This window comes from Haloferax sp. s1 (assembly GCF_058382125.1).
Window position 1 is genome coordinate 1 of sequence record NZ_JBZRPK010000662.1, and the last position, 13145, is coordinate 13145.

Consider the following 13145-nt stretch of genomic DNA (forward strand, 5'->3'; position numbering starts at 1 on the left):
ACTTCGCGCTAAAGGCACCGACCGCGATGGGGCTGGTGAGTCTGGCTGTCGCGACGAGCGTGGTGCAAACGTCGTTGCTCGGTCTCATCGCGTACTCGGTTGGGGGAGCGTTCGTCTCGATGTACCTCCCGCTGTTCGTAGCCGGCGACCCCAACGTCGTCTTCTACGAGTGGAACATCCGCTCGCGATACGGCATCCTCGACAACCTCTCGGAGGCCCTCCGGAAGCTTTCGAGTGCGAACGACACGGGACTCACGCTACTGGACTCGATTCGGACAGTCGCGGATACCTCCTCGGGTCGATTCGCGGAGGAACTCGAAGTCATCTACGTGAAAAGCAGCTACGGGATGAACATCTCTGAATCGCTCGTCGTGTTCAACAACAAGTACCAGCTTCCGGCGCTGGCGCGCACCATCAAGCTCATTACCAAAGCGCAGGAGGCGTCCAGCCAGATCTCGTCGGTGTTGACGACGGCGGCACAAGCCGCAGAGAACCGAGACGACATCGAACGGGAACGGCGCTCTCAAACGCGCATGCAGGTAGTCATCGTCCTGATGACGTACCTGACGCTTCTCGGCGTCATGGCTATCCTGAAAGTTCGCTTTATCGATGTCCTCGCCCAACTGTCGTCCCAGCAAGGGACGACGAGTGCGAGCGAGTCGTTCACGGCGACCGTCGACGCGAATCTACTGTCGCTTCTGTTCTTCCACGCAGTGACGTTGCAGGCGGTCGTCACAGGCCTCGTCAGCGGCTACATGCGTGATGCGCGAGTCCTCTCGGGCGCGAAGTACATCGTTGGACTGCTCACTATCTCCCTTCTCGTCTGGGTGGTGGTCGGATGAGCTTGCGTGGCCGCTTCAGGGGGTCAGGTGAGAACCGCGGACAGACGAACATCGACTTCGTTCTCGGTATCGTCGTCTTCCTCTTTGCGTTCTCCTTCGTCATCGCCGCGATGCCGCAACTGCTCGCGCCATACGATGACCAGGAGACACCGCTCGTGGCCGAACGAGTCTCGTCGACGCTCGCGGACTCGCTTCTCGTCGCGGAGGGTGACCCAGGATTCCTCAGCGTGGAATGTACCGGCGCGTTCTTCGTCGGCACCGGTGGGAGCGGCTGTCCGTTCTCGACGGGCGACCCACTTTCCGACCAAGTCGGTGTCGACCAGACGTACCAAGTGAATGCTACTCTCCAGTGGAACGTCTCTGGTGACGCCGATACGGAGATACTCTGCTATAACGGCGGCGACGTCGGTGCCTGCGGTAGTGACCCACTCACCGTCGGACCGGCGGTCCCACAGGAGCAGCGCTCGGTTGCGGTCGAACGCCGAACCGTCATGGTCGACGACCAGCCGGCGATTCTCGAAGTGAGGGTGTGGTAATATGACGGACCGCGCACAGACATTCACACTGGAATCGGTCGCAGCGGCGTTGCTCCTCCTCGGGAGCGTCGTCTTCGTCACGCAGGCGGCCGGAATCACCCCGCTTACGGCGAGTACTGCGAGTCAACAGGTTCCCGAACAGCAACACGGCGTCGCCGTGGGAGTACTCGACGCCGCGTTCGCCAACGGCTCTCTCCGGTCGACGCTTCTGTACTGGGACGAGTCAGACGGGGCGTTCCACAGGACGGAAGACGAGCGGTACTACGTCGCCGGCGGCCCGCCGACGGCGTTCGGAGAGCTACTGAACGAGACGTTCGGGGACCGCGCCGTCACGTTCAACGTAGACATCGTCTACACTAACGCGAGCGGAGAACAAGAGCGAGTACCGATGGTCCGACAGGGGACACCGAGTGACGACGCCGTTCGGGCGACGCGAACGGTCACGCTGTACGACGACGACGCGTTGCTCGACGCATCCGGTAACTCGACGAATACGACGCTCGAATCGGTGCCGGAGGAGTCCTTCTACGCGCCGGACGCCGCCCCTGATAGTCCCGTCTACAACGTTGTCCGCGTGGAGGTGGTCGTATGGTCCGTCTGAATCCGATGGTTCGAGACACCGCTAGCGGCCGTGACCGCGCTCAACTCCTCCTCGTGGGGGCGTTCGCAATCGCGGTGCTCGTCCTGTCGCTGGCGCTGGTTCTGAACGGGGCAGCGCAGACCGAGACCCTCGCGACGGAAAGCACCGACGTCCACGACGGACGGGACGCCATCCGGTTCGAACACAGCGTTCGCCGCGGTGTCGGCGGCACTGTCGAGTCAGTCAACCGCCGTAACAACACCTCCTACGCCGACCTCAAAGACGCCCTCAAAACCGCCGTGAACGACTGGGACGCGGTGGCCGCTCGCGGAAGCGCAGGAGAAGGAGTCAGCACGTCGGTCAACTACAGGAGTATGGAGCGGGGTTCCCGAATCGAACAGACGACGACTCGGGATTTCTCTGACGCGACCGGGACCGAAAACTGGACGCTCGCATCGTCGGTCACACAGACGCGAGATTACCGGATGAACGTCTCGCGAACGAGCCTGTCGTCGGACTGTTCGAGCGGGTGCTTCGAAATCGTCGCGGACGACGGGAGTGACACGTGGCGAGCGTCGTTCACGGAGGACGGCTCGGAAATCGAGATGACCGTCGTCGCACCGAGCGGCACGGACACCTGCCACGTGGCAGCCGATTCAGCCGTCGTCAACCTCTCCGCGGGAACGATGGACGACGGGGCGTGTTCGTTCCCCAGGTTCGCTGACGGGGTTTCCGGTCCGTACAGCATCTCCTACGAAAACGGGAGTCTGGGCGAAGGCACGTACGAACAGGAAGTCGATACGAGCGTCACGAACGACACGCGGTACGCCGCCGGAGGGCCGACCGTCTCGCCGAGTATCTACTCGACGAACGTGTCGGTAACATACGAGACGCCACAGCTGATGTACAACACGACAGAGCTTCGAATCGTCCCGGGTGAGACAGATGACTGACCGCGCCACCACCATCGCGCTGAACTACGTGATGCTGCTCGGTGTCGTATCGATTCTCGTGTCGACACTGGTGTTCGGCGTCGGTGGCCTCGTAACCGACCAACAAGAACGCGGCGTCCGCTCGCAACTCGACGTCGTCGGCAACCGACTCGCAAACGACCTGACTACCGTCGATGGACTCGCAAGCCAGACAGGCAGTTCGGTCAGCCTTCGGAGTGACCTCCCGGATCGGGCGGTCGGGAGTCGATACACGATTACCGTCTCACCCATCGGTGGTGACCTGTACCAACTCACGCTTCAGAGTTCCGACCCGGACGTCGTGGTGAGAGTCAGGTTCCAGTCGCAAACGCCGATAGAATCAGGTACCGTCCGCGGTGGTCCTGTCGACATCGAGTATGATTCGGGGACATCCGAGGGGGTGGTCCTCCGTGACTGACGACAGAGCGGTGTCCGAAACGATGGGATTCGCCTTGATTTTCGGCGTGGTCATGCTGGCAATCGTCCTCGTCTCCATGACGGTGTATCCAGCCATCGCGGACATCGAGGACCACCAGCGCGTCTCGAACGTCGAGCGCGGAATGGAGTCGCTAGCCGACAACGTCGACGACCTCGTCCGGAACGACGCCCCAAGTAGGTCGACGCGTCTCCGCCTCACCGAGGGTCAATTCGCTCTCGGTGAGCCGATAACTGTCACAGTGAACGGGACAGATGCCGGTGGAGACTCGTTCTCGGAGACGCAAACCGTCAGGCCCCTCGTCTATCGGTCCGGCGAGGGGACGGAACTCGTCTACGTCAACGGTGCGGTCGTCCGCGACGACGGCGATGGTGTCGTGATGGCTAGCGAACCACGACTGCTTGTCTCGAACCGAAGCGTCGTCCTTCCCATCGTCAACCTCCAGCAGGGAAGCGGCCCGAGCGGCGTCGAGGGGACGATGAGAGTCGTGACGGTTCGAAAAGACGCTCGCGTCGTGGTCGCCGAGAACACACCCCACGACGTGGATATCTCGATTACGTCGCCCCGCGCAGAAGCGTGGCGACGGACCTTCGAGGCGCGCGACGGCGTCACGTGCGGTCCCATCTCGGGGGACACGTTGACCTGTTCTGTGAACACGGAACGAGTGTACGTGACGGCCACGGACATCGACGTGGCGTACAGATGACCGGACGGTGCCGACGGTTCCGCCGAGCATAGGGTGCCCAGACGACACCCACACCTCGGTCACACTCTCACCAGTTACCAGTATCTCACCAGTTACCAGTATCTCACCAGTTACCAGTATCTCACCAGTTACCAGTACCATCCAGATAGTCGCGAGTACCACCTCTGAACGTTCGAATCGAATTATAGTAGCGTTTGCAAGTCAGTACACACTCGACCGACCGCTGTCGTGCGGTCGGCTGTGTCACCAGTTGCAAACGCAACTACATCTACCACGGAGCCACAGCGCCGCGAGTCGGGAGGTCATCAGTCGGTGCCCATGACGAGTGAAATGATCTCTCAGCGTGAATTTATATCTATGGAGAACGTTCTGATAACCATAAGGTTTCGAGCGCCAGACTACCCAAGTGTCGATTCACATTTTTTGAACGACCGTCTGTCGCCCGACGTGCCTAGGAGAAACATCATGAACATCAAGAGAATCTTCACAGAGTCACGTGCAGTTTCGCCGGTCATCGGGGTCATCCTGATGGTCGCGATTACCGTCATCCTCGCCGCCGTCATTGGGACGTTCGTCCTCGGTCTCGGCGACCAAGTCGGCAACTCGGCACCGCAGGCGAGTTTCAGCTTCGACTACGACGGAGCAGAAACGGTGACAATCACCCACGAGAGTGGTGACCCTATCGATGCAGACCGAGTCTCGGTTACCGGTGACGGCGTCGACTCGAGTGCTACAGTCTCGTGGACAGACGATACAATCAATGCCGGTGACAGCGCAGATGTTACGACCTCCAGCAACCCGTTAACTGGTGGCGAAACCATCCGCGTCATCTGGACCTCCGAGTCAGGTTCCACCTCTGCAACCCTGCAGAAGTGGACCTACACCGCCTAAATTCGTAATCGAAGCAGCAATCGCTGAACAATAAACTCGAACCAGACACGAAATTTTATTCGAAATTACATCTGTGAGAGCCGACATTATCCCGATACAAATCCTGCCCGGCGGCGAACGTTCTTATCGGAAGCCGCAGAAGCGGTGCGTATGCATCCCACGGCGCGACAGTTCACCACGCAAGTACAGGAGGCCCACGGCTTCGAAGCGGCCATCGAAGAGTTCCCTGAAGGAACGAAGACGGCGAGCGATGCGGCGGCAGCAATCGGGTGCGACGTTGCGCAAATCGTCAAGAGCATCGTGATGCGCGTCGGCGACGAGACAGTGATTGTCCTCACGAGCGGAGCCAATCGCGTCGATGAAGCCGCGTTAGGTGCCGAGTTCGGCGTCGAGGCGGATGCAGTCCAAAGCGCGGGTGCATCCGAGGTGAAACGCGCGACTGGTTGGAGCATCGGCGGCGTGCCACCCACCTGTCACGCAACTGAGTGCCCCGTACTCGCCGATCCGACGTTCGACACATTCGAAGAGATATGGGCCGCCGCGGGGACTCCAGAAGCGGTATTTCGGCTCACACCATCGGCGTTGCGAACGCTTTCTGACCCCCGCTTCGTCGACGTGTTTGAGTGACCGATTCCGGCAGAGACAACACCACAATGTCCGCTGTTCGAAGCGGCCAGAAAGGCTCACTCCGAAGGGACCGCAACTATCCCTTTGACTACGTCGGGTTCTTGTGCCCGCTCAAACGCGTCGGTGAGGTCACGCATCGACATCTCGAAGTCGATGATATCTTCGACCTCGATAGCTCCCTGTTCGAGAAGCGAAATAGCAGTGTGGTACGTGTTCCTGAATCTGAACGACCCACGGAGGTCGAGTTCCTTGTCGACGAGTTCGTTGGTCGCGATTGGGATATCGTCGTTCTGAGAGAGTCCGATACAGACAATCGTCCCACCCCGTCGAACCACCTCGGTAGTCGAGGCGATAGCCGCCGCTGCACCGGATGCCTCGACAACGACATCGACGCCTTCGCCGTCAGTGAACGCTGCTACTGCGTCCGTCAGGTCTTCGTCGGCGACGTTTACCGTGGTTGCTGCACCTGCGTTTCGCGCGCGGTCGAGTTTCGACGGGACGACATCGGAAACGAGGACATCGCTGGCACCAGCCGCGCGGGCCGCTTTGAGTACCATCATCCCGATAGGACCAGCACCGGTGACGAGAACAGTATCTCCGAGACCGATTTCGCCTCGCCGGGTCGCATGGATGCCAACGCTGAGTGGTTCACAGAGTGCGCCGGCACGCGTTGACACAGGTTCCGGGAGCCGATGAGCGAAATCAGCATCCCACGAGACGAACTCCGCGAATGCACCGTCGTCCGGCGGTGTAGCCATAAACACCACGTCAGGACAGAGGTTGTACGTCCCCGCGCGGCATCGGGCGCACTCACCGCAGGGGATTCCGGGTTCGAGGGCAACACGGTCGCCGGAGCTGAGATGGTCGACGCCGCTTCCAACTTCGACCACTTCGCCGGCGCTCTCGTGGCCTAAGATGAGCGGTGATTCGACGACGTAGTCGCCGATACGGCCGTGCTCGAAGTAGTGTACGTCCGAGCCGCAGATACCGACGTGTCTGATTTGGACGAGTACCTCGCCCGAATTTAGGGTAGGCCGTGGACGTTTGCTGTGCTCGAAGTTCCTGGGTTCGGTTAATTCGACGACGTGCATGGGCATGTAGTGAGAGCTACTCGCTCGATTGACGAGATTGGTGCTCTCTAAGTAAGTAACAACCGGCGACAAGCAGTCAGCGATGTCGGTCTACAATTCGAGACGCACGTCTCAGCGAGCTATTAAGATAAACTCCCCTTTCGAGAGAATGGTTACTGGATGTGGCCTTCGCGTCGGAGTTGGTCCGCGTCTTCGCCGGTGTAGCGCCATTCGATGTTGGCTTTCTCGTCCTGCCAGTCCCACGGTTCGACGAGCACGACGTCGCCCTCGTTAATCCACGTTCGGTATTTCATCCGGCCGGGAATGCGTCCCATTCGGTTCTCTCCGTCCTCACAGCGGATTCGAACGTGATTACCACCGTTGTGCTCAGTGACGACTGCGAACAGTTCGTTGTCGTTGGGCATTCGAAGATTTCGACGCCCTTGATTTTCACTCACAGTCTTATTCAGAGACGAAGACGGATAACTTATCGGATACACGCGGTAGCATGAGTCACCCACACAAGTATCACACTAAAAATCCGATTGGACACCACGATGTCCGCTGTTTCCGGTCCTCTCAGCGTTGTACAGTATAAACTTCATACGACGATATTATTGAATCGAGATGAGGAGAACCACAGTTTCGGAGTTTGGGATCTGATGCGTGCCTTCATTTCATTCAGTGACTAACTGATTAGGGTAGCGTCCGGTGATTTTCGAACGGTTAGAAAGGTGAGCTATAGTAGCGTTTGCAACTGGTGACACAGCCGATCGCACGACAGCGGTCGAGCGAGTGTGCAATGACTTGCAAACGCTACTATAGAAACGTTTTCTGAGTGATAAGGGGAACTGCGGTACTGCACCCGTTTCATAGTCAGCTACTGGGAACAGAATGCACGCATCAAAACCATCCTCCGAGGTTGTGTCTTCAAGGAGCAACAAGAAGGCTCAAGAGCGCGATTAGATTCCGTCATCACGACGCGGTGATTCAAAAGACATAGCAGACTGGATCGCTTACTTAGTGAACCGTGATGTCAAGTGGACGACTGGTCAAATCATTTCTGTTGATAGTGGACTGAGCGTCACGTATGGGTAACCTCTATTCTGACCGTTCTATTTAGAAAGAATGAACTAGGGGGTGACAACGAGCTTTCCGACGCTCTCGCGGTCCTGCATCGCCACGAACGCCGCTTCAGTATCCTCAAGCGAGTAGGTTTCGTCGATCTCCGGTGTGAGAGAACCGGATGCAACCAGTCCTATCAGGGTCTCCAAGTCACGCTGCGTTCCCATTGTACTCCCGATGACGCGTTTGTGGCCGAGGAATAGATCAGGGATGTCGATTACAGATTTATTACCAGCTGTCCGCCCGCAGACCGCCATCCGGCCATCACGACGCAATACATCCAACCCAAGCTGGGTGTACTCTCCTCCGAGGTGGTTAAGCACACCGTCAACCGAGCCGATGTTAGTGACCGCATCCTCAATCTCGTTTGGGTCAGTGCTTTTGATTGCGTAGTCAAGGCCGAGCGATTTGAGGCGGTCGAGTTTTACTTGAGACGAAGACGTCCCGATGCTGTGGGCACCAAGGGAGGCTACGAGTTGCACACCGGCGACCCCGACACCTCCAGTCACACCGGGAATAAACACGAGGTCAGTCGGTCCGGTTTCTAGTCGGCGAAGCATATGGTACGCGGTCATGTAGGCTGTCGGCAGAGCGGCCGCTTCAACCGTACTCACGGAATCCGGAAGGGGGACGAGACGGTCAGCCTGTACCCGGGCAGCCTCGGCAAGTCCTCCGTGATAGAGCGAGTGATTTTCACAGAGATTTTCCGGACCCTCCCGACAGTAGCGACATGTCCCGCACGTTACGTTCGGGCAGAGTACTACACGGTCACCGGACTCGACGCCAGTAACGTCTTCACCGATGTTCTGGACAGTTCCTGCAAGGTCAAGACCACTAACGAACGGCAGGTCGCTCGTATCTATCACCGCTGAATCACCTTCGAGAATCCAGAGGTCGTGACGATTGATCGCACACGCCTCGACTTCGACCACAGCCTCATGTCTATCGGGTTCAGGTATTGGCCGATCGATAATCGAAATGCTATTTGGGCCAGTGAAATCGCTGAAAGCTGCGACACGCATCAAATATTGTTTGTTAGTTATATGAATAGTTAATGTGGAAGCAGCAGGAATGACTGGCTCTTCTCCGATAGTAGCGTTTGTAACTGGTGACACATCCAATCACACGACAGCGGTCGATCTAGTGTACAATGACTTGCAAACGCTACTATAGTGAACCCATCGCGTCCGGGAACTCGGTCGAGGTGTCGGCTAGCCAATCATCCATCGGCAGGCCATTGACCTGCAACTGGATGCGAGACATATCGAACATTAGCTGCCCGGTCACTTAAAGGCAGAAAGCATCCCTGTCGAGACGGTGCTCTGTTATCGGGAGTTCGATTCGATGGGAGTGTTTCAGACGCTCTCGAACCTGAATGGAAACTACCTCATCCCGAAACGGAACACCAGCTCCAAGCGGGACGTACTCAAGCGGATGGACGACGACGACCAAGAGGTAGCTGTTGAGCCGGCCTCCGTCCACGTCGAGGCGGGATCGCATCCGATGTGACTCTTGTACGTGCCGTCGGCGAGCGGCGAAGGAACGACTGTCTTTGCGACGAATCTCCGAGTCGTACCCGACAAAGCTGAGACGTTCTGTCGTCGGTATAGTCGACGATGGCAGATCGAAAACGAGTACAGATCCATCAAGAGGCGATTTCCTCGCGAAGACCTCCTCGAAGGACTATTGCGTCCGGCTATTCTACTTCGTGTTCGCCGTGCTGCTGTACAACATCTGGCGGCTCACCGACTTCTTGCTGAAAGCTGGCGTCGATGGGGAGATGGACTATGCACCTGTGCTGACTACGGGCGACTGTGTCGAGATCGTCGCTTCGGCGTTGGTTCCGCCAGACTAACCAACTGAGACCTCGCTGAGTTCACCGCTTGGGAGTAGCAACACTGGTCAGTTGCGCTATAACCTGCGCCATCTCTCACGCTTACCCGATAGTTACGCCCGTAAGGGTTCGAAGCCGACACGTAATCGGTGAAGAGAAACTAGTTTCCAAGATATGTTCGAGAGTATGTTCAGGGGTACCTCTAGGTAGGAACTGACCCGAATCAAACCGCTCTCTGAAGCTGTAAACGGGAGAGAATTTGTGGTAATTTTTTAACATTATGGCGAGATAGTTTGTGTGTGTCCCCTAACGAAACCTCCAGCACCCGACGAACGGTCCTCAAAACAATCGGTGTCGGAACGGTAGCGTCCAGTGGTCTCGTCGGAGTTGCCACAGCGACAGATGACGACATCATGACAAAGAGCGGTGGCGGCAGTTATAACACGCTCTCGTTAGACAAAAAACAGCTGCTGATGGGCGAAGACGAATTCCGTGAGTACGTCCAGAAGATGACTGACCGGTACGGTGACGCCGGGGTATTCGGTACCGGAGACCCGACATACGACGGGTTCGTCACAGCCGACACCAAGAACATGTCGAAACAATACGATGATGAAGACGCATTCGATGGCAGTTGTAGCGTTGACTCGGCGGCCGTGACGTACCGCGTTGAGACTAAATCTGACGAGACGCGTTACCGACACCTCCTGTGGGCCGCCGCCGACAATCGTAATTTGACGTACGTTGCCGACCCGTTCCACCTCGTCACAGAACCTCTTCGGACGCATTACCTCAAAGTTGGTATGGAGACGGGGTCAGCGCGCATCGAAAACCCGGGACTCACGGGAACGACAGCAGCCGATTCGTCATCACGCGTCGATGTCGAACTTGACAACGGTAATGCCACATTCAAACTCCCCACAGGACGCATTACCGATAGCCCGCCTTTCCGTGAGTCCACAGAACTCGGTTCGCATGGGAGATATACACTTGGATGGGAAGGCCTTGCCGATGGCGTACGGTCGGTGGCGACAACTGTCGAGACAGTCCACACTGGCGAAGACCATGAAATCACGTGGACAACTGGACACGGGTTCGGCTATCGGTCGTTGTTCTAACTACCACGCCTCGGGGTCAACAAGGTATTTCGTTGAAACTATCGAACTCTGCTGTGGACGGACCACCAACACCACTTTGTCCGCAGTTAATCCGAGGAAGAGGGCATAGTAGTGGGATACTCCACGACAAGATGAGAGGCGAGTGAAAGATTGGATAGACAATTCGATTGCTCTATTCGGGTTCTCCCCGAGTGATAGCTCAACATCAGACTTGTTGACATAGACACCACCATGTCCGCAGTTCGAGGCGTGAGATGGGTACAACTGATTTGAATGAGACAGCCTGAACGAAATAGCGATTGGTAACTCGAAATATCGGTGACCGGAGTCGAAATTCGTAGTCGGGAAGACGAACACTCACACCACTTTGTCCGCTGTTCTCGGGTTGAGAGGGTATCCCCCGACGAAGAAACGCTTTTTTGTGTCGGTTGTTTGGGTAATCTCCGCTGAATAAAGTTAGTTGATACCTTGTATATTATTAGATTAGTTCCACTACGGATATGGTTTAACAAGTATGGGTATAAAGATTGCCTTAATCATATGCTTCCGTCTACTTACTGGTACACCTTTGATACCAAGAACAGCGGACAAAGTGGAGGGGGTGTGTCCCCCGCCTAGTATATAAACAAACAGAACAGCGGACACTCCGGACACGGTGGTTTTATCAACAATGTGGTCTAATCGTGTTACTATGCCCCTGTTCGAGCGGGATACCGAGATCTATCGGGACCGGGACGCTCTTCGTGAGGACTATCAACCCGAGGAACTCGTGGGGCGTGACGAGGAACTCCGTACCTTTCAGGCAGCTCTTCAACCGGTTATCAACGGTGAACAGCCGAACAACATCTTCCTTTACGGGAAAACCGGTGTGGGGAAGACTGCCGCGTCGCGGTACTTGCTCGGCCACCTCCGCGAGGATGCGAGTCACTACGACGACATCCATCTCACCGTCGTCTTCTTGAACTGTGACGGACTCACGAGTTCGTATCAAATCGCGACCCGTCTCGTCAACGAGTTCCGGTCCGAGTCGAATCAGATTAGCACGACGGGCTACCCACTCGGCTCGGTCTACGAGATGCTCTGGCAGGAACTCGACGAGTGCGGTGGGACTATCATTATTGTCCTCGACGAGATCGACCACGTTAACGACGATAGCATTCTTTACCAACTCCCGCGCGCACGCGCGAATGGAAACCTAGACGTGGCCAAGGTCGGACTCATCGGTATCTCAAACGACTTTTCCTTTCGCGACGACCTCTCTCCAAAGGTCAAAAGCTCGCTGTGCGAGCAGGAAATTCACTTCCCGGCCTACAACGCCAAAAACCTCCGTGCAATTCTCGAACAACGGGCCAAAGTCGCGTTCCGTGAGGGCGTCCTCGCAGACGAGGTGATTCCGCTGTGTGCTGCCTACGGCGCGAAAGACGCCGGTGACGCTCGCCAGTCTATTGACCTGCTGATGAAGGCCGGTGACCTAGCCCGCGACGACGACACGGATCGTATCCAAGAAGAACACGTCAAACGCGGTCGACGAGCCCTCGAGCGTGGTCGAATCAAGGAGGGAATCAACGGACTTACCGAGCACGGACACTTGGTACTGTACTCTTTGTTGACGCTCGAATTGGAGGATGAAACGCCGATTCGATCACGAGACGTTCGGCCGCGATACACGCGGTTTACTGAACTCGCCAACCGAGACCCACTTGTCCCGCGTCGGATGCGAGACCACTTAAGCGAGCTCGCGATGCTCGGTATCGTCTCCGTTACAGAGCGCAACGAGGGTCGACGTGGAGGTACGTACCGCGAGTACGCTCTCGACATGGATGTTAGCCTCATCATTTCGGCGATGCGTGACACGATCGAACTCGTCGGTGTCCACGAGACGGTCGAACCCTATCTCGAGGGTGACAAAGCGAGTACGCTCGACGACTTCATTTAGGTATGTGGGTACCCACCCGGATGAGGATACCCACCGGGAAACCACGGAAGAGCCCTATTTAACTGTGAATTACTGCGGACATTGTGGGGTTGGTTCCCTTCCAATTATAAAAAATTCGAGGCTAAAACCCGCCCTTCATGAGGCGTTCAACGGTTGGTTCAAAAAGCGCAAGAACGGCGATACCGACGCGAACCCACTCGGCACCGGAAACGAGACGATAATCACCCGCGCTCCACCGTGACGTGGAAGCAAATGGGTATCAAACACGATTCCAAACACAACCAACTCCGTCTGAGCAAAGGCTTCAACCTCAAACAGCACCGCTCAGACTTCATCCTCGCACAGTACGAAACACGACCTGACGTGACCGTGGAGAACATCCAGCAAGTGTGAGGCGTGTGGAACGGTGACCGTTGGGAACTTCACCTCGTCTGCAAGGTCGACAGCCACGAGAGGACACATCGGGAGACAAC

General features: G+C 56.9%; 13 protein-coding genes and 2 pseudogenes. 12 read left to right on the top strand and 3 right to left on the bottom strand.

The window, feature by feature from the left end:
* The 8 genes from QT222_RS15625 to QT222_RS15660 form a co-directional block, all read left to right on the top strand.
* A partial coding sequence (locus QT222_RS15625) for a type II secretion system F family protein (RefSeq protein WP_491477690.1) occupies window positions 1-842 on the top strand: 842 nt, incomplete at its 5' end.
* Complete coding sequence (locus tag QT222_RS15630) at window positions 839-1378, top strand: DUF7287 family protein (RefSeq protein WP_491477691.1); 540 nt, start codon at window positions 839-841, stop codon at window positions 1376-1378. The genes QT222_RS15625 and QT222_RS15630, both read left to right, overlap by 4 nt.
* A gap of 1 nt (window position 1379) precedes the next feature.
* Complete coding sequence (locus QT222_RS15635) at window positions 1380-1979, top strand: DUF7288 family protein (protein WP_004060859.1); 600 nt, start codon at window positions 1380-1382, stop codon at window positions 1977-1979.
* Window positions 1967-2911, top strand: coding sequence for a DUF7261 family protein (locus tag QT222_RS15640; RefSeq protein ID WP_491477692.1), 945 nt, complete (start codon window positions 1967-1969; stop codon window positions 2909-2911). The genes QT222_RS15635 and QT222_RS15640 overlap by 13 nt, the downstream gene beginning before the upstream one ends.
* Window positions 2904-3347 (top strand): DUF7266 family protein, encoded by a 444-nt coding sequence (locus QT222_RS15645; protein ID WP_004060861.1) that lies wholly within the window; start codon window positions 2904-2906, stop codon window positions 3345-3347. Before QT222_RS15640 ends, QT222_RS15645 begins: the two co-directional genes overlap by 8 nt.
* On the top strand, window positions 3340-4071 hold the full coding sequence (locus QT222_RS15650; RefSeq protein WP_014732802.1) for a DUF7289 family protein: 732 nt from the start codon (window positions 3340-3342) through the stop codon (window positions 4069-4071). The genes QT222_RS15645 and QT222_RS15650 overlap by 8 nt, the downstream gene beginning before the upstream one ends.
* 465 nt (window positions 4072-4536) lie before the next feature.
* Complete coding sequence (locus QT222_RS15655) at window positions 4537-4962, top strand: type IV pilin domain-containing protein (RefSeq protein ID WP_004060863.1); 426 nt, start codon at window positions 4537-4539, stop codon at window positions 4960-4962.
* A 150-nt stretch (window positions 4963-5112) separates the two neighbouring features.
* On the top strand, window positions 5113-5589 hold the full coding sequence (locus QT222_RS15660; protein WP_491477693.1) for a YbaK/EbsC family protein: 477 nt from the start codon (window positions 5113-5115) through the stop codon (window positions 5587-5589).
* Window positions 5590-5645: 56 nt separating this feature from the next.
* Here the strand turns inward: QT222_RS15660 and QT222_RS15665 are convergent, their stop codons facing one another.
* From QT222_RS15665 to QT222_RS15675, 3 genes are all read right to left on the bottom strand, one after another.
* Entirely contained in the window at window positions 5646-6680 is a 1035-nt protein-coding gene (locus QT222_RS15665) for an NAD(P)-dependent alcohol dehydrogenase (protein WP_491477694.1), read from the bottom strand.
* Between the two features lie 152 nt (window positions 6681-6832).
* The gene (eif1A, locus tag QT222_RS15670; RefSeq protein WP_081603741.1) at window positions 6833-7117 is read right to left on the bottom strand and encodes a translation initiation factor eIF-1A; all 285 of its coding nucleotides are present in this window, start codon (window positions 7115-7117) and stop codon (window positions 6833-6835) included.
* A 675-nt stretch (window positions 7118-7792) separates the two neighbouring features.
* Complete coding sequence (locus tag QT222_RS15675) at window positions 7793-8806, bottom strand: alcohol dehydrogenase catalytic domain-containing protein (protein ID WP_049917542.1); 1014 nt, start codon at window positions 8804-8806, stop codon at window positions 7793-7795.
* A 274-nt stretch (window positions 8807-9080) separates the two neighbouring features.
* On the opposite strand from QT222_RS15675, the pseudogene QT222_RS15680 reads away from it, so the two are divergent.
* The 4 genes and pseudogenes from QT222_RS15680 to QT222_RS15695 all read left to right on the top strand — a co-directional run.
* A pseudogene (locus QT222_RS15680) lies at window positions 9081-9639 on the top strand (transposase); the annotation flags it as partial.
* Between the two features lie 278 nt (window positions 9640-9917).
* Window positions 9918-10736 carry a hypothetical protein gene (locus QT222_RS15685; RefSeq protein ID WP_004060870.1) on the top strand — a complete coding sequence of 273 codons (819 nt, stop codon included), beginning with the start codon at window positions 9918-9920 and terminating at the stop codon, window positions 10734-10736.
* 691 nt (window positions 10737-11427) lie between these two features.
* Window positions 11428-12672: an orc1/cdc6 family replication initiation protein gene (locus QT222_RS15690; RefSeq protein ID WP_004060871.1), complete on the top strand. Its 1245-nt coding sequence runs from the start codon at window positions 11428-11430 to the stop codon at window positions 12670-12672.
* Between the two features lie 133 nt (window positions 12673-12805).
* Window positions 12806-13145 (top strand): annotated as a pseudogene (locus QT222_RS15695) (RNA-guided endonuclease TnpB family protein); the annotation flags it as partial.